Origin of the sequence: Companilactobacillus nuruki (genome assembly GCF_002872255.1) — a bacterium.
Lineage (GTDB): Bacteria > Bacillota > Bacilli > Lactobacillales > Lactobacillaceae > Companilactobacillus > Companilactobacillus nuruki.
Window position 1 is genome coordinate 1 of the sequence record NZ_NIPR01000017.1, and the last position, 25,046, is coordinate 25,046.

A 25,046-nucleotide genomic window follows, 5' to 3' on the forward strand; every position below is an offset into this window, starting at 1 on the left:
TATTAGGTGCTTACGGTTTAACTTACTATCAAATAGCAACAAATACTTGGTTAAACAGTAATGATGCTACTACAACACCTGCTTATCAAAATCCAAATGGTTGGCTACAAATTCAAAATACTCAAATCCAACCTTCAGGCGGTGCGGTAGGTTATGACCTATATAACGGTGTTGAGGGTATCAAAACTTATCTAGTTAGAAAGTATTTTGGTTATTCTAATGCCCATACAATTTATGATGGTTCTGTAGCAGCCAGTGTTAGAGCATTGCAATCACGCAAAGGATTACCAGTTACTGGAATAGTTGATTTAAAAACTTGGGAAGCAATGGGATTTGTCGAAAGTTCATGGTATGGAATTGATTCATACGTTGCACCATTGCAAACGAGTATCACAAGTACACGTTCTGACCATATTGAGGCAATGATTAATCAGGCTTACAAATACCTAGGCCAACCATGGATTTCTGGAGCGGCTAGTTCACCTGAATATGGTGTTGATTGTTCTGGATTAGTCACACAAGCACTTTATGCATCAGGTATCGATTCCTCGCCAATTTCTAATATTCAACATGCCCAACCAGGTCATGAATGGAATAGTCGTGACTACTGGGCTGATGCAAGAATTCCACAAGTTAGCTTTAATGACCGTCAACGTGGAGATTTGATTTTCTTCGCTGATCCATCAACTGGAGTTGTTTGGCATGTAGGTATTTTATTAGATGCAAATACAATGATTGAATCATGGCCATATGCTGTTCAAGTGCATTCAATATATGGTAACCGTGGAACTATTGTCGGTGTAAAGCGTGTCTTTGCATAATAGAAAACATTTTAATAAAAGTAGTCATGTCAAAAATAAGGACGATACAAAGATTGGTTTGATTTATATAGATTGTATCTTCGTTTTAGGTCTTACAATTGTTTACTTTATGTTTGGTTTTTTAGAACAAAATTTGGATTATGTAATCTTAATTGTTTCAACACTAATAATAGCTATTTGTTATAAATGGCGGTTATAAAAGGATATTCAAAGCGGAATTAATATTGTTTTACTCGTCTATAGAAGATTTGAGCTTTGAAGGGATCGATAACCTTGGGCCATTGGGAACCGGGCTGAGTTTTTCAAAGGATGACGGTAAGGGCGAATATATTTTAGCTATTATTTAGTAAAGGTTAAATATATATGTTATCTGGAGGATATGGATTTTAGGTGTTTAAGTAAAGCACTTGAGGACAAAACTTATCGTGTCAGTAGATTAATCTACTGATACGATTTTTTATACCAATCAAAAAAATATACCAATTAAGGTACGATTCTTAGAAATAAGTCTCACCAACGCGATTTGAATCAGATTCCCAATTTTTAGGGTACTTCACTCAGTTATAAGATAACCTTTTTACCTTTTATTTTACAATTTAATTGAGATAATCGAGACCGGAATCTACTAAGTATGATCAATTCGACCGTACGAAACTTTGTTAATTTGTAAAAGTCTGGTAAAGTAAAAGAGTTAGATTAACTCTGATTAATTGACATAAACGTTAATTTAGAACTATTTATAAAGAAAATGCATGTTGAAACCATGCATTAATAATAGGAGAAATATTATGCCATTAGTACATATCGATTTAATTGCAGGAAGATCTGAAGAACAACTTCGAGGCATGGTCAAAGATGTTACCGATGCTATTGTTAAAAACACCGGTGCACCAGCAGAACATGTTCATGTAGTTTTAAATGAAATGGAAAAAGAACACTATGCCGTTGGTGGAATTTTAAAAAGTGATGAAGACTAAAGCCGCAAGGCTTTTTTTATTGGAGATGTTTTAATGTTAGAATCGGTTTTTCCAGACAAAGAGTTAACTAAAGAACAACAAATCATTTTTAATCAAATACTGAACTTTAGTGAAAAGAATTTAATTAAAAATCAAAAAGCGGTCTTTCAATTGAATGGAGATGCTGGAACTGGTAAAAGTGTTATTTTGACCAAACTGTTTTTGGAAATTGAGAAAATGGCTAAGGATAACCAAACCGATAATTATTTTTTAGTGAATCATCCGGAATTATTAAAGGTTTATCAAGAGAACGCTGTTCAATTTTCGGAATTACGAAAGAATCGTTTTCTACGACCAACAACTTTTATTAATAGATTAAATAAGAATCAAAAGAAAGCCGATATTGTTGTTATTGACGAGGCTCATTTATTATTAAGTGAAAGTGATAACTATAATAATTTTATACAAAAGAATCAATTGGAAGAAATTATCAAATTGAGTCGTGTTGTGATTTTAGTTTTTGACGAAAGACAAGTTTTGAAGTTAAAAAGTTATTGGTCTCAGAAGTTTTTGAATAATATTATTCAAAAACAACGAGTAAATTATGATCATGCAACTTTAAAGACACAAATGAGAATGCAAGCCCCGTCTAATATAATTAAATGGATTGATGATTTAACGGAAAGATTGGTATTAGGATCTGTAGAGCAAGGGTCAAAAGGATATTTAACAAATAGGGAATCATATGATTTTCGTATTTATCAAGATGCTGAATCGATGTATCAGCAATTAAAATTAATGAATACTAAATACGGAGAATCAAGAATCGTATCAACAGCAGATTATCCTTCAACATTAGATGGAAAGAAACACTTTGTTAATGAAGGTGAGTTCCATTTACCTTGGGATCAATATAATTATTCAAACGTTACTTGGGCACAAAAGCCGGAGACTATCAATGAAATTGGGTCAATTTATACTGTTCAAGGTTTTGATTTAAATTATGTGGCAATCATTATAGGACCATCAATTAAATATGCAGGTAATGGTAAAATTGCTGTTGATTTAACTAAATATGAAGATAGGGAAGCCTTCAAAAATAGACATGAAAATGATATTTCTAATTTGGAGCTTTCTAAAGAAAAAATTATTCTTAATTCGATGAATGTATTGCTTAAAAGGGGAATCAAAGGTTGTTTTGTTTATTTCCATGATCAAAGAATTTATGATTATTTGATTAAAGGAAAATAAGGTTACATAACAATAATTAAAACAAGTTGTGTACAATGTAATCAAAAACTAGAACATAGTAATTAAATCTGTATTTCTTTATAAAAAATGATTTAATTACTATTTTTAAATAATAATTAAGTATAATCAAACTATTACTAACTTTGTTCAGAATAATATAGGCGGTATTATTTCAACTAATTTTGAAGATCCTATGAGTGTACATGTACCACTAGTATTATTTGATAGTGGTTTAATTAATGATAATCAAATAAGGGTCAATAGTGATAATTTTCGTGGTGGACAGTTAGCAGCTAAAGCATTGGTTGATGGAGGCGCAAAAAAAATTATTATTGAACATGGGGCATATCAGTTTTTGAATCTAAAGGAAAGACTTGATGGTGCAACTAGTTTTTTGAATGAACGGAATATTCAGTATAAGCTTTTTGAAGTTAGTGATTTTACTTATGAGACTGCTCAACTTGATTCTGTTAAATTATTGAATCAATTCAATGATTTTGATGGTATTATAGCTGCCAATGACATTCATGCATCTTGTTTACTTGAAAATGCACGAAAACATGGTCTGGAGAGCCCCAAAGATTTTCAATTAATAGGTTATGATAATAGTTATATTAGTGAGTTAACAAATCCCGGTATTTCATCCATTTCTCAAGAACCTGAAAACATGGGACAAATGACAGCTAGATTGTTATTAGCTGCAATTGATAATAGTCCAGTTAAGTCATCGACCGTAATCCCTGTGGAATATATTAAAAGATCAACCAGCAGATAACAAAAATGCGCATGGCCTTTATTTCCCATAGGCTATGTGCATTTTTCTATTTTTCGAAATAAAAAAGCTATAACCAATAGGTTATAGCCACCAGGGTAAACTACAAATATTGCTTTATTGATGTAGTTTAATATATTCCAAAACAGTCTTTGTTTCTTCTGCGGTGGGTTCATAGTCACCTGATTTTAAATTATGAACACGTTCCACTGATAAATGACTTTCAAAAGCAAACTGTGTATCTGTCATATCTTTAGTTTTTTCGTACTGAATTATCATTTCAGCAATATTTGGTTTATCCATAAAAATACCTCCAATAAGTTATCTAAAACTTTCTAAAAGATTGCCCATCTGTTCAATGGCCAGTAACGCCACTTGACCTCACCAATAATACTGTTCTTATTGATGAATCCAATTATACGACTGTCCTTGGAAACTGTTCTATGATCTCCCATTACAAAGTAAGTTCCAGCAGGAACTTTATTAGTCTTTTTGACTTTACTTAATAAAGAGCTGTTGGCTCCATAGCGACTTTGCCATTCAGGAGAGTTCTTAGCTAAAGTACTCAAAGTGAAATTATACGTATAGCTGTAAGGTTTACCCGCGTAAAGACTAGTATCTGGTTCTTTTACTTTATCGCCTGCCTTGAGGAAATCCTCTTTGAATAGTTTGCCGTTAACATAAATCTTATTATTCTTAGAAACTACTGTGTCTCCCGGTAGACCAATGATTCTCTTAATATAAAATGATCCAGGCTCATCTGGAGCCTTCAAAACAATTACATCGCCACGAGAAAGGTTAGAATGTCTCGTAGCTATGACCTTATCCCCATTTTCAAAGGTCGGCTGCATTGAAGGTCCTGAAACTTTATCATTTGATAGCACAAACTTGAACCCTAAAAAGAAAACTGCGTAGATAGCAATGGTTAGGGCAATTGTTTGTAACCAAAACTGCCAGCCGCTTTCTTCTTTTTGAGGCTGTCGTCTTTTGTTATTTTCTGCCATATTTCACCTCGTACATGTTCTAACTAAGATATTACACTTTTTCGAAATTATTGGAAATGATTGTATTATTTTCATCATCAAAATTTAACAGAATGTTAAATAACGGGCTATTATAAGGCAGACAAGGTGTATAACTTTATGTTTTTTAATAATTCTAGTAATATGATTCTCGAAATAGACATAAATATATCGGTAGTTTTCTGGGAGAAGAGTATGAATTATATAGATGGATTAAGAATGGATACTAATAATTTGCCAAATGGAATGGTTTTTAATGCTCGAATTAAATTTATGGAACGTGTTTGTGAAGTGCTATCTAATAATGAATTGCCTAAATATCACTTTCCACAAATCCAATTAAGTGAAAAAGAGATAACTGCTTTTATGGAACAGAATATTCAATTGAATGAAATTGAATTTCAAACTATGTCAGCTCATTTGGAAAAATTTGATCGCAATTTGGGAGACTTTAGAAGTTATCTGCAAACTCGATTTGGGTATTGGGCCACAATTACTCAAGATTTTGTTGCTTCATTGGTTGAGGAATTTCCAAAACAAAGCTTTTTGGAGTTAATGGCTGGTAATGGTTATCTTTCTAAGGGATTAAGAGATCTTGGTGTAGATACGTATTGTACCGATGATTTGAGTTGGGCCAAATATAATCAGACCGGTAATCTCAAAATGACATCTATTGAATCCTTAGACGCACTCTCAGCCTTAGAGAAATATGGCTCTCATGTGGACAATGTTATTTTGGCTTGGAGTCCTGATCGTGAGGATATCGATTTAAAGATTTTGAAAAAGATTCGTCAAATGAATGTTAATTTTTTAATCATTGGTGAAAAGTATGGTGCTACTAATAGTAAGGAATTTTGGGATGCAGCTGAGTTGATTGACGATCCTAGAATTGAAAAAATTAATCAATCATATTCCCATTATGATTTAGTTCATGATCAACTATATCTAGTTAAATAAGGCAAAATGTGTTATCAATTATTAGTTTAATTGATAACACATTTTAATTTAAGGAAAATTATTTTTTATTTATTTTATAAATTCAAATTTGTTTCAGTCTTGGTTGTTGTTTAGTGTAAAATGAGATAGCAGTAAGACAAATTTATAGGTGATTTTTTATGAAAAAGATAATTTCAAGTATTGTTATTTTCCTAGTAGTACTTCTAACCGGAGTCGCTATTTCGAAAAGTGATTCCATCAAATATAACAATACAATGAACCGTTTAGGTATGAGCGACGATGCTATCGTACTACAAACAAAATCAAAGAAAAATTTGGTTACAGCTGTTAAAGATTTAAACAACAAGAAAAAAATAGCTAGTTATCAAATTATTTTCTTTGAAAAGAGAAATAGTGATATCGGATATATTTACAGTCATAATAAGATCAATAAGTTACCAATAACAACAGGTCGATATTTTTCTTTGGATGACTTTACATCACAGATTCCCTTCGCTGTACAGGGGAAGACATCTGATCTTAAAGCTTACAAACCTCAGAGTCAAACTTACTTGAAGGTAGATAATAGATATATTTCTGTAATTGGAAATATTGGTTTTGACGGCGCAGATATCTTAAACGCACAGACTTTGGTCTCTTTGTCGCCTAATCAACCTAAATCTAAATATCATTTGAATCAGGTCACTACTGTAATAGATGGCAGAGCAGTTTCCAATCGTGAGAGTCTCAATAAAATCAAACGAGTGTTACATGTTAAATCAACGCATAAATACGTACCGCAAACTGATGATTTTACTAATGTTGAAACAAGCAATAATGGAGAACTATATCTGGTTGGAATTGTTTTGTTATTTTTCTTAATCGTAGCAGTTGATTTTTATATTTTGATACCGCTAAAATACGATTTATCTAGATCAAATTTGACAGGTGATTTAAAAAATAACTATCGGAATGGATTAATGATTCGCTACTTGATCTATACTTTAGTTCCGTACGTGGTCGCCTTTGCAGTGGTAAAATGGCGCATCGTAATCATTAGTCATAGTACCTTTAATTTGTTTATGACCATCTCAGTTATTATCACAATTTTAATTGGATTGTCGCAAATATTCTTTGTTAAACGGAGTGAGTAATTGAATGAAAGTCGATTTAAGTGAAGACTTTAAAACAAAATATCGAGATCTGATGGGGGAACGAGCTGAGAAACTATTTTCAGCAATTGAAAATGATAGTCAAGAAGCTTTTCGTTTGAACCCGTTAAAGCCCGATTATAAAAATGTTTCATATTCGTTGGATAATCCGATTGAATATAGTCCCATTGGTTTCTTTGGAAATATTAATGGTAATTCAATTGATCATTTGTCCGGTTATGTTTATAGCCAAGAACCCAGTGCAATGTATGTTACAGAAATTTTGAATCCAACTGAAAATGATAAAGTTTTAGATCTTTGTGCTGCTCCAGGCAGTAAAACAACCTACATTGCTTCAAAAATGGACTCACAGGGGCTTCTAGTAAGTAATGAGATAAATGATAAGAGGGCGCGAGTTTTATCCTCTAATATCGAAAGAATGGGAATTAAAAATACCATTGTTACTAACAATTCCCCTAAAGACTTTGAAAAGAAATTTAATAACTTTTTTGATAAGGTTTTAATTGATGCGCCATGTTCGGGAGAGGGAATGTTTAGAAAGGATCCTGAGTCAGTCAAATATTGGTCTTTGGATTATGTTGAGCAATGTGCTAACCGCCAACGCCATATTTTGGATTCTGCATATAAATTATTGAATAAGGGCGGAGCGATGGTATATTCGACTTGTACCTTTTCACCTGAAGAGAATGAACAAAATGTCGCTTGGTTTTTAAAACAGTATCCTGATATGCATCTAGTGCCTGTAAAAAAATATTCTGGTATGGAAGATGCCAAGCCTGAGTGGGGTGATAATAACCCTGAATTGGTGAAGGCTTTAAGAATGTTCCCTGATAAGTTTAACGGTGAAGGGCATTTTATGTGTAAATTGATTAAAGACGGTGATCCCGAGGAAAATAAGGAACGTCAAATCAATGACGGTTTAAAAAAAGAGGACTTTGGATTTGTTCAGAAGTTTTCTAAAGCAAATTTGACTGGTTTGGAAAAAATTAACTGGTTAAAAATTAGTGACTTTCTATATCAAGCCGCTAGCCTGGACAATCGTTTTAAGGGATTGCATATTTTAAGAAACGGCTTAAAATTGGGAGAGTTCAAAAAAAATAGGTTTGAGCCCGATATCGCTTGGATACTAGCACTCAAACCTGATGAATTAAAAACGATTTATGAATTGAACCAACAACAATTTGAACGGTATTTACATGGTGAATCAGTTATTTTAAATGATCAACCTGATTTTGATAATAAATGGATTGGGTTATCTTATCAAAATAAACTTTTCAGTTGGGGTCGTTATAGTAATAGACAAATAAAAAACGTCTATCCAAAGGGATTAAGACGTTAAAGTTTAATATTACGTTGTTTTATATAATTAGTTAAGCTGCCATCAAGAATGATGGGGGCTTTTTTTATATCAGTAATTGTTTTAGCACCAATAGCGGCCATAATAATTTGTAATTGTTTAGTGAATTGATCAAAGAAGATTTTTGTTTCTTCGAGGGAAGTTTTTTGCAAATGATGCAAAACTAAACCTGACATTCCCACAGCATTTGCACCTAAACGAATGGCCTTAATAACGTCCATTGGGGTTCTAATTCCGCCAGAAGCAAGGACGGTCATTTTTTTCTGATAGGGAATTGATTCTAATAGGGCTTCGACAGTTGACAAGGACAATTGGTCTAAATAAGTTAAATCCAATTCATGGTTACGTTCACTTTCTATTTGAGCAAAGTCTGTTCCACCTGAACCAGAAATATCGACAAATTTAACTCCAACGTTGTAAAGGTCGGCTAAGTTATTTTGAGAAATCCCAAAACCAACTTCTTTAACTATGACGGGTACTTTTATTGATTTAACAATATCTTTTATATTATCAAGCCAAAAGAATTCTTTATCACCCTCAGGCATTGCTAATTCTTGAAGATTGTTCAAGTGAATTTGTAATGCATCAGCGTTTACCATATCGACAGCTGTCTTGGCCTGCTCTGCATTAGCCTTAGCAGAAACGTTACTTATCACGATACCATTTGGATTATTTTCTCTGAGAACCTTAAATGATGTCTCAGTTTCAGGTAGGCGTAAAGCAACTCCCATAGAACCACTTGAAACTGGAATATTCAATTCTTTAGCCAGCGTAGCTAATTGAGAATTGAAACGAGCTGACTGTCGTGATCCTCCAGTGATTGCATTAAAATAAATGGGCATTGAAATTTTTCTTCCAAGAAAGCTGGTTGAAAGATCAATATCCTTAAGACTTAACTCAGGTAAAGCATCATGTAAAAGGCGAACTTTATCAAAGTCAGCGGATGCTTTATCAGTAAAGAATTTTTCGGCTAAGAAGAGATGTTCAACCTTGCGTTGAATTTGTGGATCTTGTTTAGGCATGGGCAATCATTTCTCCAATTTTTAAAGTCAGTGGGGTAATGCCAACTTGACGCCACTCTTTTTTAAGTTCATTTATATCAAGTGTTTTATCGCTGAGAACAATACCGCAATCTCCACCACCAGCGCCAGAGGTTTTAGCAGAACCACCAAGATTTTCGGCAATATCACAGAGCTTAGTAAGTAATTCAGTTTCAATATGAACATCACTAAAGTCAGCCAAATCTAGCAATAAATTACGATATTTACTAAAAGTCTCTTTGATTAATTCTGAATTACTAGTTTTAAAACCGTCAATTAGTTTTTCAACATTTAGCCGACTTGATTTCAAAAAGTTTTGATATTTTTCGACCTTTTGAGCCTTAGTCAGAGCAATTCGATCAACTAGAATCGAGGTTGAAGCAGGTGAACCTGTCCAGCCAACGGTCAATTCAAGATCCTCTGGTAATTGTAATGTTTGGATTTTTAATTGAGGCCAATCAAGCGATAGGATTTCAGTGATACTATGATTTCTGATCATATTAAAAATCCAATTACGATCTGGTGAATAATAGGCAACTATTCCTCCAAAAGCACTGGCAGCGATATCTCCCAAGCTGCCATTACCTTGAACTGATAAATGAGAAATGGCTGAGATTTTATAAATATCCATTGCAGTCAAATCAAGATTATAAAAATCTCCTAGGGTCTTTACAACTGCAACTGTAACAGCGGCAGAAGAACCCAAGCCATATTTCTTTCCATCTTGAGAATCTAATTCACTTGTTACCAATAAATCGTAATAATTTAGTTTAACGTCTCGTTCAAGAGCATATTTTTCAACGAAACTGATAGCTGCCAGAATATATTGTAATTGACTTTCAGAATCGTCAAAGACAAGCTCTGTGCCTTGACGATTCCAGTGAATCAATTCTTTATTCAAATTCTTTGACTGAATCGTACCGCCATTTTCCGACTTATTAACCGTTACAGTAACGTATTTGTTTACTGATGTTAATACGGCAGGAAAACCTGTCTCCACAACAGCGTATTCTCCAGCTAAATATAGTTTTCCAGGTGCTTTTCCTGTAGACAAAAATATCATACCTTTCAATTTATATCAGATGTATTGGATACCTGAACCGATGCCGGCAATGACGGTAGTTACATTTGATAGTTGTTGTTCGATGTATGTTTGAACCTTTGGTAAAGAATCTTTCGTACATAAAATCTTGACATTTGGACCAGCATCAATTGTAGCATAGGCAAAGATACCTTTTTGACGCAATTCTTGAACAAGGTGAATAATTTGAATGGTCTCTGGTTCAAAGTATGTAAACGAAGGATTGGCCGAAAGAGTCAATGCATGCATACTCATTGCATTATGTTCGGAAATTTCACCAATTTTTTGTACATCTTTTTTAGCAATTGCTTGCTTAATTTCTTTAATCTCTGAAGCCACTAGTGTAACCCAGTTTGGATAAAAAGGGGAGCTTTTTACGCTATTTTCCATACCAACGGTTGAAGAAATCTTTTTACTTTGTTTGTTAATTACAACCGATAATAACGTTAAATCAATTGTAGGTGTTTCGTCAATAGGCACGGCAAAAGAGGACTCGTTGTCTTCGCCAGCAATCCATTCCACAAAACCGCCGTAGACTGATCGACTAGCTGAGCCTGAGCCGTTTCTAGCTAAAATTGATAATTGTTTTCGATCAAGATTCAATTGTTTGGTCTCATTAATAGCTCCTGCTAATGCTGCAAATCCTGAAGCGGAAGAAGCAAAACCTGCTGAGGTAGGAACATGATTAACTGTATCAATTTGAAAATGATCACTAAAACCATAAAAATCTCTCACAGTATCAAGATAGTTACGGATACGTTGGCTCTTCTTGTCATCCAATAATTTTTCGTTTAAATAGATTACGTCAGAGTTGTTACCAATAACGGTTGCTCTTGTGTCAGTATAAAAAAGATTCAACGTTAATGACAAACTATTAGTAAAAGGCAGTTTTAATTGTTTGTTTTTTTTACCCCAATATTTTATTAAGGCAATATTTGTGTAAGCTCTAGCAGTTTTAGTCAAAATCAGAATCCTCCGCATAAATTGATAAAGGTTGAATCCATGTTTGTTCGGCTCCATTTTTTATAAGAGCTTTTTGAATCATTTGAGCATTTTTCAAGTTATGAGCTAAACAGATAATACAGCCTCCACGGCCACCACCAGTGATTTTGCTACCCAATGAGCCAGCATGATTAGCGGCTTCAATAAGCTTATCTGTTTTGGGAATAGCCAGGTTCAATTTAGTTAATATTTCATTAGCTAATGAAAAAACTAAACCTAATTGTTTGAGATTACCTTTAATTAAATAATCGCTTGCTTGAGTAGCATAGTCACCAAGTTGTTTTAAATAAGACCCTATCATGTCAGGATTCTCATCATACATTTTTTTTACATCAGCAACGGTTTCTTTAGTTCTTCCTTTGACTCCTGAATCACCAATTACGATAAATCCCTCTGAATTAAAACTAAAATGCTTAGGAGCTTCATTTTTACCAAATTTGATAGGATATTCTGAGCTTACCGTCAAGGCATCCAAACCACTAGCTTTACCATGAGTAACTGTTTCCGATTTATTAACATAATCTAATAATGTTTGATGATCTAATTCGACCTTGAAAAGATCAAAAAAAGCTCGTGTGATTGCTGCGGCGATTGCTGCGGAAGATCCCATTCCACGTTCAATAGGTAACCCACTATCGATGCTAATTGTATATAGGATGTGTTGAAGATTAAGCTTTTTATCTAAAAGATTAATTAAATATTTTACGCCTGATAATGATTCAGGTATTTCTTCGATTCTTCCAGCATAGTACTTGGAAATTAATAAACTATCTTGGCTCTGTTTTATTTTAACGATGACAGGTGTACTAAGCAAAGGGATTGCAAAAGCAGGGTAGCCATAAACTACCGCATGTTCTCCCATAATAATAGTTTTCCCGTGACTTTTTCCGATTCCTTTAAGCACATGCTCACCTCAATTTCTCTAAGACTCTATTTTATACATCTATTAAGATGATTTCCACTTTATAACTACTAACTATGATAGAATTTTGGGCGGGTGAAGAAAAATGACATTAAATTTTGTATTAGGTAAAAACCAATTGGATCATCATAAAGAAGTGATGACATTGTTCGATCAGGATTACCAAAAAGATCCGAATGGACAATTTTTCTTTTTGGTACCAAATCATATTAAATTTGAATCAGAAGTAAATATTCTTAAGCATTTTAATACTAATGATAAAAAACTCATTGCCACGCATAACGTTCAAACATTTTCGTTTTCACGTTTGGCTTGGTATTTTTTGCGTGATAGTAAGGATTATAATTTAGAAACCTTAACTCAAACTAAAGCTGCTATGATACTGAAAAATATTGTAACGAATCAGCAAAATGAATTGAAGGTTTTTAAGCACATGATCGATAAACCCGGCTTTATCGATCAGATGATTACACAATTTCAAGAGTTTATTGATGGACAGGTTCAACCTGATGATATTGAAAATGTTCTACAAAGTGATAATGATGTTTTTGCCGATAAAATAAAAGATTTAAACCTAATTTATAGCAGTTATCTGAATGCAATTCAAAATTATAATACTAATGATGTTCAATTAGATGCCTTAGCACAGTTTCTAAATGAAAAACCTGATACGTCTCATTATCATTTTTATATTGAAGGATTCTCAACTTTTACCGCTACAGAAATGAATTTGGTTAAATCAATGATAATCAATAGTAATGATTTGATTTTGTCTTTAGTTTTAGAAAATAATTCACTTGACTCAACGGATGCAACTGATTTTTATTACCGACCAGCAAAAACGTATCAACAATTACTTGATTTTGCTAATAGTCAAAAATTACCGTCTAAGAATTATTTTGCCAAAGATCTTAGAATCAACAACGATTTAATCAAGATTGAAGATTATTGGATTCAAAGTAATGAAGGCAAAATACCCAAAAATTCAAAGGGACATTTAAACGATCAAAGTACAGTTCAAGTTTGGAAAAGTACTGATAAGCAAACTGAGGTCTCAGCTGTTGGCGGATATATTCGGAGAATGGTTGCCCGCCAGAATTATCGCTATAAAGACTTTTTAATAGTTTCTAGAAATTTATCGGAGTACAGTTCATTTATTGAGTCATTTATGGAGAATAATGAAATACCTTATTTTATTGATCTACAAAAGAAAATGGCAAATCATCCCTTTAAGAGACTAATAGATTTATTATTTGCTCTAAAGAATGGTATGCAAGAAGACGATGTAATCAGTTTGTTGAGGACAGAATTATTGATACCGGATGAATTTAAAGACGATATTATTGGATTTAGACAAGCTGTAGACTTAACTGAAAACTATGCTTTAGCTCATGGAATAGGTCAAAGATCTTGGTTAGGTGGAGAATTTAAACCTATGGTTAAATTAGACCCTGAAGTGGATCAGATCAAGATAAATGAATTTGAACAAATCAATCTTATTAAAAATTATGTAAAGAACGTATATTCTCAATTAAAAAGATTTTGGGACGAAAAAAGCAATTCGATTGATAGTGTCAGTTTTTTGTATAGCTTTCTAACTGAAAAGCATGTTTTCGATGTTTTACTAAGATGGCAAAAGCAAGCTACCGAAGATAATAATTTGACTTTGGCAAATCAGCCTGAACAGATTATAAATCTTTTTAATCAAATCCTTGATGAGTACATATCAATATTTGGTGACGAAAAATTTAAAGCTGAAGATTTTATTAGTATATTGGATGCTGCTTTTGAAAATGCCACATATTCTCAAATTCCTTCAACTCTAGATGCGGTAAGTATTTCTGAAATTGGTATGATTCAACCCAATAATCGTAAAATAACTATCATTTTAGGTGCTACATCTAGTAATATGCCAGGTGCTACTGTATCAAATAACTTGGTAACGGATGATGAACGAGGTTATTTAAATGATAATTTAAACGATGGTAAGTATTTACCTGAATCTGATGAAGTGGTTAACAATGCTGAACCGTTTTTACATGATTTAATTTTTACAACTGGATCAGATAAGTTGATTTTTACTTATCCTAATCTCTCTGAAGACGGCAAACAGCAAGAACTCTCAAGTTATGTTAAAAGGATTGTTGATTACTTTGATTTGGCTATTCAAGACAAGCTGGCCAATCCTGCCAGTGATGATGTTGAAGCCAATGATATTTTAGAATATGTCAGTTCTAAAGCGGCAACTTTGAATTATTTAATTCGCGTTATGCGTTCGGGACTGGATAAAAACGAAAAAATTCCAAATGGTTGGGAATATATCAAGAACCAATTAATCAAGGAAAAGCCACAAGAAACTAATTTAGCGTTGACATCATTAAACTATGACAATATACCGCATGATTTGAATCCGGAAACTGTTGCTGATTTATATGGAAAGAATATTAATGTTTCTATTTCACAGCTTGAAACTTTTTATATGAATCAATACGAATACTTTTTACGCTATGGATTACGCTTATTTCCACGTCAGCTTTTTGAAATAACTCCAGCTCAAACGGGATCGATTTTCCATGCTGTTTTGGATGGAATGGTTAAAAAAATGAATGGCGAGGGAACAAGTTTTAAAGATTATGCTGGCAAGGATGAAGAGATTAAAATAATTGTAGACGAATTGTTCAATCAGCAATTGCAAGATCCAATTAATATGATTTTTGATGCTTCTAGCCGGATGCGTTATATTTCATCAAAAATTAAAAGTACTTTGGTCCAATTGATCAAAAATATGGCAGTTCAAGGAACGCGAAGTAATTTTGTTCCGAAAAAGTCTGAGGTTAAATTTGGTAGATTTGAAGGCAAAGAAGATATACCAAGACTATCCTATCCGTTAACAGATGGACATTTAATTAATGTTAGGGGAAAAATAGATCGAATTGATGAGATGCTTTTGGACGATGAAAAAGCATTTTTGACAATCATTGATTATAAATCTAGTTCAAGAATATTTGACTACAATCAATTTTTAGAAGGATTGACAATGCAAATGCCAACATATTTGCAAGCTCTAGATAACAGCTTGGATTTATTTGACGTCAATGGAGTTGAGCCTAAACTTGGAGCGGCTGTTTATGAACATATTAGCAATCCATTTTTGAATTTAGAGAAGAACATGCAAGAAGACCAATTAAGAAAGAAACTTCTCAGTAAATATAAGCTGGAAGGAATTTTGTTGGATGATTCTGATTTATTGGAGAACTTTGATACAGAAGCTCGAACTAAGGCCGGAAAATTCTCTAAGGTTTCTCCAGTAGCCAACTTTAGAAATGATATTGTCTCTGAAGAAGAACTAAATGACATCCTTAAATATAATCAGAAAAAAATTATTGAAGCTGGTGAAACAATCTATTCTGGAAAACTTAAACTTAATCCATACCGATATAAGAAAATAACTGGTTTGCAATATAGTGATTATCGTCCTATTTTTGAATTTGATGCAATGCTCAAAAGTAATGAATATCATGATATTACTGAATATGGTAAAGCAATGGTCATTAAAATGATTGATAAGGAAATTAATCAGGAGGGAGGACAAAATGCCTGAATGGACAAAAGATCAGTTAAAAGCGATTGATCATCGCAATCATAATATTTTAGTATCAGCTGCCGCAGGTTCAGGAAAAACGACCATTCTAATTGAAAGGATTCTCAAGGAACTTAAAGGAAACGGTCCGAATGGTCGTGAGAACATTGATAATCTTTTAGTTGCCACTTTTACCGAAGCAGCCGCTGCAGAAATGAAAGATCGCTTACTAAGTAAACTAAAAGATGCTGTAAATGAAGAAAATGATCCTGAGTTAAAAAAACATCTTCAAAAACAGATTTTTAAAATTCCTATGGCTAATATCAGTACCTTGCATGCTTTTTGTTTGAGTGTTATTAAAAAATTCTATTATGTAATTGATTTAGATCCCAATTTTAGATTATTGAGTGATGAAACCGAAAAATCGATTTTACAAGAACAGGCATATGATGATATTAGAAATGACTTCTATGATTATCCCGATGGTGGTTTTTTACAATTAACTGATAATTTTTCGGATGATCGTTCAGATGATGGTTTAAAAGATGTGGTCTTTAAGCTGTATGATTTTGCTATTACTAATGCTAATACCAATGAATGGTTGGATTCCTTGGTAAAACCATATCAATTTAATGATAGTTTTACAGAATCAACCTTTTATAAAAACAAATTCTTACCTCAAATAAAACAACAAATTTCGGAAATGCTTCAATCGATTGATAAAGCTATCGATTTAGCAAGCATGGATTTAGGGGCTAGTGTTTTTTTAGATCAATTACAAGAAGTGAAACAAGTTTGGTCTGAATTTGAACAATCATTAGCCGTAAATAGTTATGATAAGATTCGTGAATTCATTGGTGATTTCAAGATAAAGTCTCGAAAAGCTAAATTATCCAAAGATGAAGATCCTGATAAAACAATTGCCAATCAAGTTGAGAAACTACGTGATAATTTTAAGAGTCAATGTAAGAGTTTATATAATTCTTATTTTGTTAAATCAGAATCTGAAGTAAATGAAGCTTTGATTGAGGCTCAAACATTAATCAGCGAATTAGTAAAAGTTGAACGAAAGTTCATGGAACACTTTAATGAATTAAAATTAAATCGACACGTTGTTGATTTTAATGATCTAGAACATTTAACTGTGGCGATCCTACAGGGAGATGTTGATGGTCGGAAAATTGCCCAAGAGTACTATCAGAATAAGTTTCATGAATTAATGATTGACGAGTATCAAGACACCAATGCCATGCAAGAAAGTATTGTTAATCTTTTGCATTCTGATAATAATTATTTGTTTATGGTTGGCGATATCAAGCAGTCTATTTATGGTTTCCGCCAAGCCAAACCAAGCTTGTTTACTGAAAAGTATGAGCGTTATCAAAATCCTGACAATGATGATGAATTAATCAAATTGTCCAAAAACTTCCGCTCTTCTGAAGAAGTTGATAACTTTGTTAATCAAATTTTCACAAGAATTTTTGATAAAAAAATTGGTGATATTGATTATGATGCCGAATCACAATTAGTTACTGGGACAGATTTTCCTGACAATGTTGATAAACAAAATGAGCTGACGATTTTTGTTCCTGAAAGCGTCAATGATGATTCTAACTTAGATGATGATGAGAGTATTACCAAACGGCAGACTTTAATTAATGCTGCTGCACAACGGATTCAAGAATTAATAGCCAGTGGTTTTAAAATTTATGATAGTAAAATTAAAGATTCACAAAAACAGATCAGAAGATTAAAATATTCTGATATTGCAATCATTTCCAGAACCAAAGAGAATAATACGGATATTATTTCTAATTTTTCCAAAGTTAATATTCCAGTAATGGTTACAGATGCTCAGAATTACTTCCAAACAACAGAATTACAAATTATGATGTCGATGTTAAACATTGTTGATAATCCGTATCAAGATATTCCTTTAGTTGCAGTGTTACGTTCACCTATTATTCGGTTAAATGAAGAACAATTAGCTCAAATTAGATTGATTGATAAACATAATTCATACTATACGGCCTTACAAAAATATATTGTTAGTGAAAACAAGGATAAAGAACTTCAGAAACAACTCAAAGCGTTTTTAGCTCAATTAGAAACGTATCGAGATTTTGCTAATAAAAATAGTATTGCACGTTTAATTTGGAAAATATATCAAGAAACTGGTTTATTAGAATATGTATCAGGTATGCCAGGTGGTAAACAAAGAGCTGCCAATTTACATGCTTTGTATCAACGAGCTGATGCTTACGAAGAAAATAACTTTAAAGGTTTACATCAATTTATTGGATTTATTAAGCATATGCAAGATCTTGATAAAGATTTATCTCAACCAAACAGTATAGAAGCTAATGATGATACTGTCAGGGTAATGACTGTCCACGCATCAAAAGGACTTGAATTTCCAATTGTTATCTATTTAGATATGGCTAAGCATTTTAATATGCAAGATGTGATCAGCCAAACTGTTTTTGACGATAATGGAATCGGAATAACGGTCAAGAATAATGAAACACGCTTGCAATATAAAACTATACAAAGAGGAATTATTAGTCAGAAAAAGAAAATAGCTACTTTTTCTGAAGAAATGAGACTTTTGTATGTTGTTCTAACAAGGGCCAAACAGAAACTGATTATGTTTGGTTACGCCAAATCTCAAGATGATCTTTTGAAATTGTGGCGGGATGTTCCTCAAGAAGGATTAATTGATGAAACTACTAGGTTAAAAGCTAATACCTTCCAGGATCTTGTGGGGATTAGTACTATGTCGGGTATTGATCAAGACGGTGATTTTACTAAAAACAGAGTAGCGTACAACAAAGATTGTCAACTAAGATTTGAAATTCTACCAGCTGAAGCGGTCAATATTGATACTAATAAAAAATCTATCAATGCCAGAAATAATGAATCAGTCAATAATCTGTTCAAAGAATCTGTTAATGATATTTTAGATATGGAATATAGATACCAGGAGTCGGTAAACACAACCGCTTATCAATCTGTTTCAGAAATCAAAGGGTTGTTTGCTGATCCCGATGATGAACAGATGGCGGAGGATTTACTAGAAGATACATCTCGTTATAATCTGGGATCTTTTCCTAAGCCACAATTTTTAACTAAAACCAATAAAATTACAAATGCTGAAATAGGTAGCGCAACGCATTTAGTTCTACAGAAAATTGCAATTGATAAAACCCCTGAAGAAAATAATTTTAAAGAATTAATTGAGCAAATGGTTAACGAAAAATTATTGACTCCTGAATTGGCTGAAAAAATTGATTTAGAGGGTTTGACAAAACTTTATCAAAGCAATCTTGGTCAAATAATTGTCAATAATCATGAAAATGTAAGCCGTGAATACACGTGCTCAGTTTTAATGCCCGCAGAAAAACTATTTAAAAAGGTCACTAAAGACTATTCTGTTAACGATAAAATCTTGGTTCATGGTATTATTGATGGTGTGATTGAATTGGAACATGGAATAATTATTTTTGACTACAAAACTGATCATGTTACAGCCGAAAATAAAGCAGAATTAATTTCTAAGTATTCTGGACAAGTCAATTTATATGCAGAGGCTATTTCTGCGATTAAAAATAAACCCGTAGTGGGTAAATATCTTTATTTTTTGAAAATCAACGAAGCAATTGATTTACAAGAAAAATAAAAGGTGAGAGGTGAAAGATTTGAAAAACTCTTACGCTGTTGTTGATTTAGAGACTACCAATTCAAATTGGCATGACAACGGGCGTATAATTCAATTCGGCTGTGCCCTTATCGAAAATGGTGAAATTACACATATTTATGATCAAAAGATCAATCCCAAGGTACCAATTCCTAATAGAATCACGGCCTTAACAGGTCTAAGTGATAAAGATGTTAAAGATTCACCAACATTTGAAGAAGTTGCACCTGATATTTTTAAACTTTTAAAAAATCGAGTTTTTATTGCACATAATGTGAATTTTGATTTGACCTTTTTAAATCGTGAACTTAAACGTATCGGAATGAATCAACTTAATGTCAAAGCTATCGATACTGTTGAATTATCGCAGATTCTCTTTCCAACTATAAGCAGTTATAAACTACAAGATCTAACGCATTATTTGAGCATCGTTCATAAAAATCCGCATAGTGCAAATAGTGATGCACATGTAACAGCAGAATTATTTTTGATTATTTTAAAAAGGATTCAACAATTACCATTAGAAACATTACGTTTGTTAGCAAAGTTTGGTAAGAATACCCTTCGAGAAACAGATCTGGTTTTTAAAACAATTCTCGATGAACGTGAAAAGAAATCAAGGACAGAGGTTCTACCGGCTTATTTATACGAACGTAACGGCCTAGTCTTACGCAAAAAAGATTATCACGTGAGTGAACAAATCGATCATTCAACTAAATATCCGATGTCTCGTGAAGCTAAGAAAAAATTATTGGATGGTGTCCTTGATTATCGGGTCAATCAGTCACAACTGATGGATAACATCTATAAAACTAGCCAGCATCGAGATAAAACAAAAAAATGGAATTTGATCGAGGCTCCCACAGGGGCGGGTAAAACCTTAGGCTATTTACTGCCATTGTCATATTTGGTCAATAATGATCAAAAATTAGTTATTGCGACAACAACGAAAGTTTTACAGCAGCAAATAGTTGAACAATCTATCCCTTTATTAAACCAAGTTACAGGTAATAATTTTCATGCTGAGGTAGTAAAGAGTAGTTATAATTTCATTGATTTGGATAGATTCTACGAGGCCCTAGACAATTACCGTTTACACAGTCATACAGCTATTTTAAAAATGAAAATTATTGTTTGGCTGACAATGACTACCACAGGTGATTTAAGTGAATTACATTTGACGAATTATAATAGTCCCATTTTTAGTATTATTAGACATCGTGGTGAACCAAAAGAAAATACTATCTTTAGTAATGATGATTTTTGGTTATATCAGCAAAATAGATATTTGGAGTCAAAGATTTTAGTTACTAATCAATCATTTCTATCTAGACATTTGGATAGTCCATATTGGGGTGGAAATTCTTATCTGGTAGTTGATGAGGCCAATCATTTTGCAAGCAGCCTTAGAGATGCCAGTTCACCTACGATTGATTTTTTACAATTGAATGAATATGTTAAAAAAATTAGTGACATTTTGTATCAAAATCGAGTTACTTTAAGATATGCTTTCACTGAGGTAACAACACAGCTTTGGAATTATCAAGATCTTCAAGGGATGGAAACGCACTTTCAAGCAGTTGACGAATTGATGGAACGCTTGGAATATAATATTTTTGGTCATTATGTCAAAAATAAGATTCATTTCAAAGACCGTGAGAACTTTATCTCAATCTTGGACAGTAGCAATGAATTTGGTAAAAATAATAATTTATTACTAGAATTATTATCAGATTTAATTGTAGAGTTGTCTTTGATTTCAAATCGAGTAGAAACTTTATTTGATCAATATAACTTTCAAAAAAACTTCATCTCTGTTGAATTGTCTAGAGTTATTTCTAATTTAACAATAGAAAATAGTAAGCTAGCTACGGTTGTCAAGAATTTGGACGAACTATTGCAGGCCTTACAAACGACCAATAATAAGTTTGGTATTCAGATTGATATGCGTGATTATTATGATCCTAAAACTCTTAAATTAAGCTGGCGGCAATATGATATTCAAACTTTGATTGAAGAAACTACTGATCGTTTTAGTCAGATTTTTGCTATTGGAGCAGCAATAACTATTCAAAAGGATTTCTCTCATTTTATTCTGGATACTCAATTGAATCAAAATCAGATTAATCAGATGGTTATTTTGCCAGATGCCAATAGTATTTCTAAAAATAGTAAAATTTATTTACCAGCTAATCTTCCAGATATTCAAAGCTTAACTAGTGATCAATATTTCGATATGGTAACATCATATATCGTTGACGTATTAGATAATTTAGATCATCAAACGATGATTTTATTTAATTCTTTAAATACTTTAAGTAAGGTCTATGAACGTTTGATGGATACCGATGTTAAGGAAAAATGGGAAATCCTGGCACAGGGCGTTACTGGATCTAATGAAAAGATAAAGAAACGTTTTGCTATCGGTCAACGTTCGGTTCTTTTAGGTGCAAATTCTTTTTGGGAAGGGGTCGATTTTCCTAAAAAAGTTCTTGAAATCCTAATTGTGACAAGGATTCCCTTTGAATCTCCTGAACAACCAGATGTTAGAATTAAGCAAGATATTCTAAAGCAACAGGATATGAACGTCTTCAAAGTGGACTCTTTACCAAATGCCATTTTACAATTACGTCAAGGTTTAGGTCGACTCATTAGAACTCCAAATGATCGTGGAGTAATTCTTTTATTAGATAATCGTATTTTGACTAAAAGTTATGGTAAAACAATTTTGGATTCTTTACCAAAAGGTTTACCAGTTATCAATGAAGATATGGATTTGATTAAAAAAGATATAAATGAGTTTTTGAATTAGTTAAATTATTGCTATACTATTTTTGTTAGTTAAAAAAAGGACGTATTATGAATAGAAGCACAAAAATTTTATTAACCATTTCTCTAATTGCATTAGCAATAGTTTCGGCGTTAACTTATTTGAATCTTTCTTTTGCACCCTATTCAAGTGCTAAGTCACAGGCTAATGATATTGCCAAGGAGAAGGCCGGAATTGTTCAACCAGATTATTTTGGCAATTATACTCGGCAAAAACAATATTATGCCGTTGGTGGTTTGACTAAGGGTCAGAAGTACCGCTACATAATTATTAATGCTAAAAGTGGTAAAACGGATATTATCAACAAAAATAATGCCCCAATTCGACAAAGTGTGATCGATGGTGTCGCTCAAAGATACAATGCCAAAAAGATCTTACATATCAATCTGGGTCTATATAAGAGTAAACCCACTTGGGAGGTTACCTTCCAAAAAAAGAACGGTAGCATTGGCTATAATTTAGTTGATTTTAGAACCGGCAAAAGTGTTCAAATTATTAACAATATTTAAAAATTTTTTCTTAAAAAAAGTCGAGACCAATAATTTCTCGGGCTTTTTTTATTCACTGGAGTAATCAATATGAATGACGAATTATTTAATGTTTTTATTAATGGTGGAAATACTAGTATTAGCAACATTATTTTAAAAAATTATCATCGTTTAGGAATGACTGAAAAGGATTTGATTGTTTATTTAGCACTGCTAATGTACGCTCAAAAGGGCAATACTTTCCCGATGGCAAAGGACCTAGCTAGTGATACTGGTATGGATGAAGCCAGTATTTATGAAATTATTCAAGGTATGATCAAGTTAGGAATCATTGAGTTAAAAACAGTTATGGATCATCATCAACAAAGAGATATTTATTCTCTGACACCAATTTACCATCGTATCAAAAATCTATTGGATCAAGATAGTCGTTCTAGTCAACAGAATAAATTGATGTCAGAAACGGAAGAACTTTTTAAAAAGGTTGAAGTTGAGTTTGGTCGTCCACTGTCACCAATTGAACAGGAACAAATTCATCAATGGATTGAAGATGATCATTACAGTATTGAATTAATTGATCTATCTTTGCGTGAGGCTGTTTTAAATCAGGCCTATTCGTTGAAATATATGGATCGTATTTTAATTAGCTGGGAAAAGAGTAATATTAAGTCAGCGGAACAACTCCAAGATCGCCGAAAGAAGCTGGGATATTAGATGTTAAAAGATGAACAAATTGTCTGGGCAATTCACCAGATGGAAGAAGAAATTGGACCAGTCGGTCCTTCATTGGATGGAAGAACTCCATTTCAATACTTAATATCAGTTATTTTAAGCGCACAGGCGACAGATGTCTCTGTTAATAAAGTTACGCCGATCCTTTTTGGAAAATACCCCGAACCTAAGGATTTGATGAATGCTGATATAAATGATGTTGAAGACATAATCAAAAGCGTCGGATTATTTCATAATAAAGCCAAAAATATCATTAAAACGGCTGGAATTGTCCATAAAGAACTAAACGATGTTGTCCCTGAAACACGAAAGGGGATTATGGCATTACCAGGTGCAGGAAGAAAAACTGCGAATGTAGTTTTGAGTGATGTTTTCGATCAACCAACCTTTGCGGTTGATACACATGTATCAGCTATTTCTAAACGATTACACTTTGTTGAACAAACAGCCAGTCCTTTGCAAGTTGAAAACAAAATAGTTAGTGTAATGCCACCTGAAGAGTTACATAGGGCTCATCATACAATGATTGAGTATGGACGGAAGTACTCTATGAAACTTGACCCTTCTAAAGAGACAAATCAATTAATTATTGAATGTGATAAATTAAATTGTGCTAACGAAGCATAAAAAAGATAGACTCCCGAATTTAGAGAGTCTATCTTTTTTATAAAGCAAATTTTTCAATTGCCAAACCGACACCGCTATGATTATTATCTTTGGTAATATAATCGGCAATATCCTTGACCCTAGGTTGAGCATTTTCCATTGCAACACCCATACCTGCTAGTTTAATCATTGAAATATCATTATCCATATCCCCAATGGCCATGACCTGTTGTAAATCTATTTTTAGATAATCTGCTAATCTCTTTACACTTTGTCCTTTGTTTATATCTTTAGGAAAGATTTCTAAATATTCATTGCCAGTTTTTACTACAAAATAGTTCTTATCAAATGTGTAGTGTAACAGTTTTTCAGTTGATTCCATTTTAGAAATATCAACGTGCATTAAAATTTTAACTATTTCTGATTGTGATCCATTCTCCATCCATTCTTTATAAGTTGCATAAGTAGTTCCATTTGTATCAATAAGGTAAGCACCTAATAACTGACCGTATTGAAAAATAAAAAATCATCCGTACTCTCATTTGAGAATGCGGATGATTTTGTGTGTTCATTTATGCGGCGATTTTTTGATTATCTTCGTTAGTCGTTTTCAATCGTGATGATTTAAAGTTCCACGGTAAATAGGCTTCTAGTTCCTCTGGTTTCAAGAATGTTGGAAGCTGTGAGATATTTTTTAATAAAAATGTTAAATACTCAGCCGGATTAATTCTATTGGCCTTCGCTGATTCGATCAGCGTCATCACAAATTGACTTGGCTTTT

The 25,046-nt window shown here is 32.8% G+C and carries 21 protein-coding genes; 13 read left to right on the forward strand and 8 right to left on the reverse strand.

Annotated features, from left to right (window positions below; genetic code table 11):
* The 4 genes from CBP76_RS06195 to CBP76_RS06210 all read left to right on the forward strand — a co-directional run.
* A partial coding sequence (locus tag CBP76_RS06195; protein WP_174683320.1) for a peptidoglycan-binding protein occupies positions 1 to 821 on the forward strand: 821 nt, incomplete at its 5' end.
* 752 nt (positions 822 to 1,573) lie between these two features.
* The gene (locus tag CBP76_RS06200; RefSeq protein WP_425430298.1) at positions 1,574 to 1,798 is read left to right on the forward strand and encodes a 2-hydroxymuconate tautomerase; all 225 of its coding nucleotides are present in this window, start codon (positions 1,574 to 1,576) and stop codon (positions 1,796 to 1,798) included.
* A gap of 33 nt (positions 1,799 to 1,831) precedes the next feature.
* Entirely contained in the window at positions 1,832 to 3,028 is a 1,197-nt protein-coding gene (locus CBP76_RS06205) for a DUF2075 domain-containing protein (protein ID WP_102196081.1), read from the forward strand.
* A 193-nt stretch (positions 3,029 to 3,221) separates the two neighbouring features.
* Positions 3,222 to 3,803, forward strand: coding sequence for a substrate-binding domain-containing protein (locus tag CBP76_RS06210; protein WP_102196082.1), 582 nt, complete (start codon positions 3,222 to 3,224; stop codon positions 3,801 to 3,803).
* Between the two features lie 114 nt (positions 3,804 to 3,917).
* On the opposite strand, the gene CBP76_RS06215 is transcribed toward CBP76_RS06210, so the two are convergent.
* Positions 3,918 to 4,103: an LBP_cg2779 family protein gene (locus tag CBP76_RS06215; protein WP_102196083.1), complete on the reverse strand. Its 186-nt coding sequence runs from the start codon at positions 4,101 to 4,103 to the stop codon at positions 3,918 to 3,920.
* 32 nt (positions 4,104 to 4,135) lie between these two features.
* Positions 4,136 to 4,804, reverse strand: a complete 669-nt coding sequence (gene lepB / locus CBP76_RS06220; RefSeq protein WP_102196084.1) for a signal peptidase I — start codon at positions 4,802 to 4,804, stop codon at positions 4,136 to 4,138.
* 213 nt (positions 4,805 to 5,017) lie between these two features.
* Here lepB and CBP76_RS06225 point away from each other — a divergent pair, with 213 nt between their 5' ends.
* The 3 genes from CBP76_RS06225 to CBP76_RS06235 all read left to right on the forward strand — a co-directional run bounded on the left by CBP76_RS06225 (position 5,018) and on the right by CBP76_RS06235 (position 8,269).
* Positions 5,018 to 5,779: a hypothetical protein gene (locus CBP76_RS06225; protein ID WP_102196085.1), complete on the forward strand. Its 762-nt coding sequence runs from the start codon at positions 5,018 to 5,020 to the stop codon at positions 5,777 to 5,779.
* Between the two features lie 158 nt (positions 5,780 to 5,937).
* On the forward strand, positions 5,938 to 6,912 hold the full coding sequence (locus CBP76_RS06230; RefSeq protein WP_102196086.1) for a hypothetical protein: 975 nt from the start codon (positions 5,938 to 5,940) through the stop codon (positions 6,910 to 6,912).
* 4 nt (positions 6,913 to 6,916) lie between these two features.
* A complete protein-coding gene (locus CBP76_RS06235; protein WP_102196087.1) occupies positions 6,917 to 8,269 on the forward strand; it encodes an RsmF rRNA methyltransferase first C-terminal domain-containing protein in 1,353 nt (450 codons plus the stop codon).
* Here the strand turns inward: CBP76_RS06235 and fni are convergent.
* From fni to mvk, 4 genes are read right to left on the reverse strand one after another with little or no spacing between them, the layout of a single operon-like run.
* Positions 8,266 to 9,309, reverse strand: coding sequence for a type 2 isopentenyl-diphosphate Delta-isomerase (gene fni, locus CBP76_RS06240; RefSeq protein WP_102196088.1), 1,044 nt, complete (start codon positions 9,307 to 9,309; stop codon positions 8,266 to 8,268). The two genes, CBP76_RS06235 and fni, sit on opposite strands and share 4 nt — an antisense overlap.
* Complete coding sequence (locus CBP76_RS06245; RefSeq protein ID WP_166667206.1) at positions 9,302 to 10,381, reverse strand: phosphomevalonate kinase; 1,080 nt, start codon at positions 10,379 to 10,381, stop codon at positions 9,302 to 9,304. Before CBP76_RS06245 ends, fni begins: the two co-directional genes overlap by 8 nt.
* 24 nt (positions 10,382 to 10,405) lie before the next feature.
* Positions 10,406 to 11,371 carry a diphosphomevalonate decarboxylase gene (gene mvaD / locus CBP76_RS06250; protein WP_102196090.1) on the reverse strand — a complete coding sequence of 322 codons (966 nt, stop codon included), beginning with the start codon at positions 11,369 to 11,371 and terminating at the stop codon, positions 10,406 to 10,408.
* A complete protein-coding gene (gene mvk, locus CBP76_RS06255) occupies positions 11,364 to 12,314 on the reverse strand; it encodes a mevalonate kinase (RefSeq protein WP_102196091.1) in 951 nt (316 codons plus the stop codon). The genes mvaD and mvk overlap by 8 nt, the downstream gene beginning before the upstream one ends.
* A gap of 103 nt (positions 12,315 to 12,417) precedes the next feature.
* Here mvk and CBP76_RS06260 point away from each other — a divergent pair, with 103 nt between their 5' ends.
* From CBP76_RS06260 to CBP76_RS06285, 6 genes are all read left to right on the forward strand, one after another.
* Positions 12,418 to 15,933: a PD-(D/E)XK nuclease family protein gene (locus CBP76_RS06260; RefSeq protein WP_102196092.1), complete on the forward strand. Its 3,516-nt coding sequence runs from the start codon at positions 12,418 to 12,420 to the stop codon at positions 15,931 to 15,933.
* The gene (gene addA / locus CBP76_RS06265; RefSeq protein ID WP_102196093.1) at positions 15,926 to 19,591 is read left to right on the forward strand and encodes a helicase-exonuclease AddAB subunit AddA; all 3,666 of its coding nucleotides are present in this window, start codon (positions 15,926 to 15,928) and stop codon (positions 19,589 to 19,591) included. Before CBP76_RS06260 ends, addA begins: the two co-directional genes overlap by 8 nt.
* Before the next feature lie 10 nt (positions 19,592 to 19,601).
* Entirely contained in the window at positions 19,602 to 22,421 is a 2,820-nt protein-coding gene (locus CBP76_RS06270; protein ID WP_245865644.1) for a helicase C-terminal domain-containing protein, read from the forward strand.
* 47 nt (positions 22,422 to 22,468) lie between these two features.
* A complete protein-coding gene (locus CBP76_RS06275) occupies positions 22,469 to 22,948 on the forward strand; it encodes a hypothetical protein (protein WP_102196095.1) in 480 nt (159 codons plus the stop codon).
* A 69-nt stretch (positions 22,949 to 23,017) separates the two neighbouring features.
* Positions 23,018 to 23,641 (forward strand): DnaD domain protein, encoded by a 624-nt coding sequence (locus tag CBP76_RS06280; RefSeq protein WP_102196096.1) that lies wholly within the window; start codon positions 23,018 to 23,020, stop codon positions 23,639 to 23,641.
* Complete coding sequence (locus CBP76_RS06285; RefSeq protein ID WP_102196097.1) at positions 23,642 to 24,286, forward strand: endonuclease III domain-containing protein; 645 nt, start codon at positions 23,642 to 23,644, stop codon at positions 24,284 to 24,286.
* A 37-nt stretch (positions 24,287 to 24,323) separates the two neighbouring features.
* On the opposite strand, the gene CBP76_RS06290 is transcribed toward CBP76_RS06285, so the two are convergent.
* Positions 24,324 to 24,785 (reverse strand): HAD-IIB family hydrolase, encoded by a 462-nt coding sequence (locus CBP76_RS06290; protein WP_342746074.1) that lies wholly within the window; start codon positions 24,783 to 24,785, stop codon positions 24,324 to 24,326.
* A 52-nt stretch (positions 24,786 to 24,837) separates the two neighbouring features.
* Positions 24,838 to 25,046 (reverse strand): transposase domain-containing protein (locus CBP76_RS06295; protein ID WP_166667207.1); only part of this gene is annotated, 209 nt, incomplete at its 5' end.

What these genes read in the sequence shown, in the direction of transcription:
- lepB (WP_102196084.1), bottom strand. Translation starts at nt 4,804, where the DNA reads ATGGCAGAAAATAACAAAAGACGACAGCCTCAAAAAGAAGAAAGCGGC.
- CBP76_RS06285 (WP_102196097.1), top strand. Translation starts at nt 23,642, where the DNA reads ATGTTAAAAGATGAACAAATTGTCTGGGCAATTCACCAGATGGAAGAA.
- CBP76_RS06235 (WP_102196087.1), top strand. Translation starts at nt 6,917, where the DNA reads ATGAAAGTCGATTTAAGTGAAGACTTTAAAACAAAATATCGAGATCTG.
- CBP76_RS06205 (WP_102196081.1), top strand. Translation starts at nt 1,832, where the DNA reads ATGTTAGAATCGGTTTTTCCAGACAAAGAGTTAACTAAAGAACAACAA.
- CBP76_RS06275 (WP_102196095.1), top strand. Translation starts at nt 22,469, where the DNA reads ATGAATAGAAGCACAAAAATTTTATTAACCATTTCTCTAATTGCATTA.
- CBP76_RS06230 (WP_102196086.1), top strand. Translation starts at nt 5,938, where the DNA reads ATGAAAAAGATAATTTCAAGTATTGTTATTTTCCTAGTAGTACTTCTA.
- addA (WP_102196093.1), top strand. Translation starts at nt 15,926, where the DNA reads ATGCCTGAATGGACAAAAGATCAGTTAAAAGCGATTGATCATCGCAAT.
- CBP76_RS06260 (WP_102196092.1), top strand. Translation starts at nt 12,418, where the DNA reads ATGACATTAAATTTTGTATTAGGTAAAAACCAATTGGATCATCATAAA.
- CBP76_RS06210 (WP_102196082.1), top strand. Translation starts at nt 3,222, where the DNA reads ATGAGTGTACATGTACCACTAGTATTATTTGATAGTGGTTTAATTAAT.
- CBP76_RS06200 (WP_425430298.1), top strand. Translation starts at nt 1,574, where the DNA reads ATGTTGAAACCATGCATTAATAATAGGAGAAATATTATGCCATTAGTA.
- CBP76_RS06225 (WP_102196085.1), top strand. Translation starts at nt 5,018, where the DNA reads ATGAATTATATAGATGGATTAAGAATGGATACTAATAATTTGCCAAAT.
- CBP76_RS06215 (WP_102196083.1), bottom strand. Translation starts at nt 4,103, where the DNA reads ATGGATAAACCAAATATTGCTGAAATGATAATTCAGTACGAAAAAACT.
- fni (WP_102196088.1), bottom strand. Translation starts at nt 9,309, where the DNA reads ATGCCTAAACAAGATCCACAAATTCAACGCAAGGTTGAACATCTCTTC.
- CBP76_RS06280 (WP_102196096.1), top strand. Translation starts at nt 23,018, where the DNA reads ATGAATGACGAATTATTTAATGTTTTTATTAATGGTGGAAATACTAGT.